The organism is Yersinia rohdei ATCC 43380, assembly GCF_000173775.1.
Taxonomy (GTDB): Bacteria; Pseudomonadota; Gammaproteobacteria; order Enterobacterales; family Enterobacteriaceae; genus Yersinia; species Yersinia rohdei.
Map to the genome: position 1 here is coordinate 1 of NZ_ACCD01000084.1, position 588 is coordinate 588.

Below are 588 nucleotides of genomic sequence, written 5' to 3' on the forward strand. Positions count from 1 at the left end.
CCCCTGGGTACATCTGCTGGGCGATATACTCACCCATCACTGCACCTGAAGCCCCCGCCAGCGCACTGTTGCCGTTGATCTGCGCCATGACAGCACCCAATACCGCGTGCGCCATCAGATTAGCTTCGGTGTTGACCTTACCGTTAGCATCGGTAGTCATATTGTGAATAACTTCAGCCAGATACGGTGCAGAAGCCCCAGCCAATGCTTTCGCCATATCGCCACCGGCCAGCCCCTGTATGGCAGCAGTAGCGGCTTGTATTCCTTGCTGCAATGTACTGCCGGTGCCGTACTCTTTCATCACTTTTTTATAGGCATCAGAGTCTCTCAACTCTGCCATATAGGCTGCGCGCTCTTTCTCGGTGGCATTTTCCTTCAATGGGCCGAGTTTTTCTTGCGCCGCCTTCAGGCCGTTGATATCGCCCTGCGTGCGCACAATATCACTGACCTGACTGCCAATCTCGCCAATCAACTGGGCTTCACGCAGCCGTTTTTGCTCTTTCTCTTTGTCGAAAATAGGGGAGAGGGCATTGTTGGCGTGTTCGACGTCACGACTCAGGTCAGCGACATTTTGTTGCTGCTTCTCGC

General features: G+C 53.9%; 1 pseudogene. It reads right to left on the bottom strand.

Annotated features, from left to right (window positions below):
- Positions 1 to 588: pseudogene (locus YROHD0001_RS0119155) on the bottom strand (VENN motif pre-toxin domain-containing protein); the annotation flags it as partial.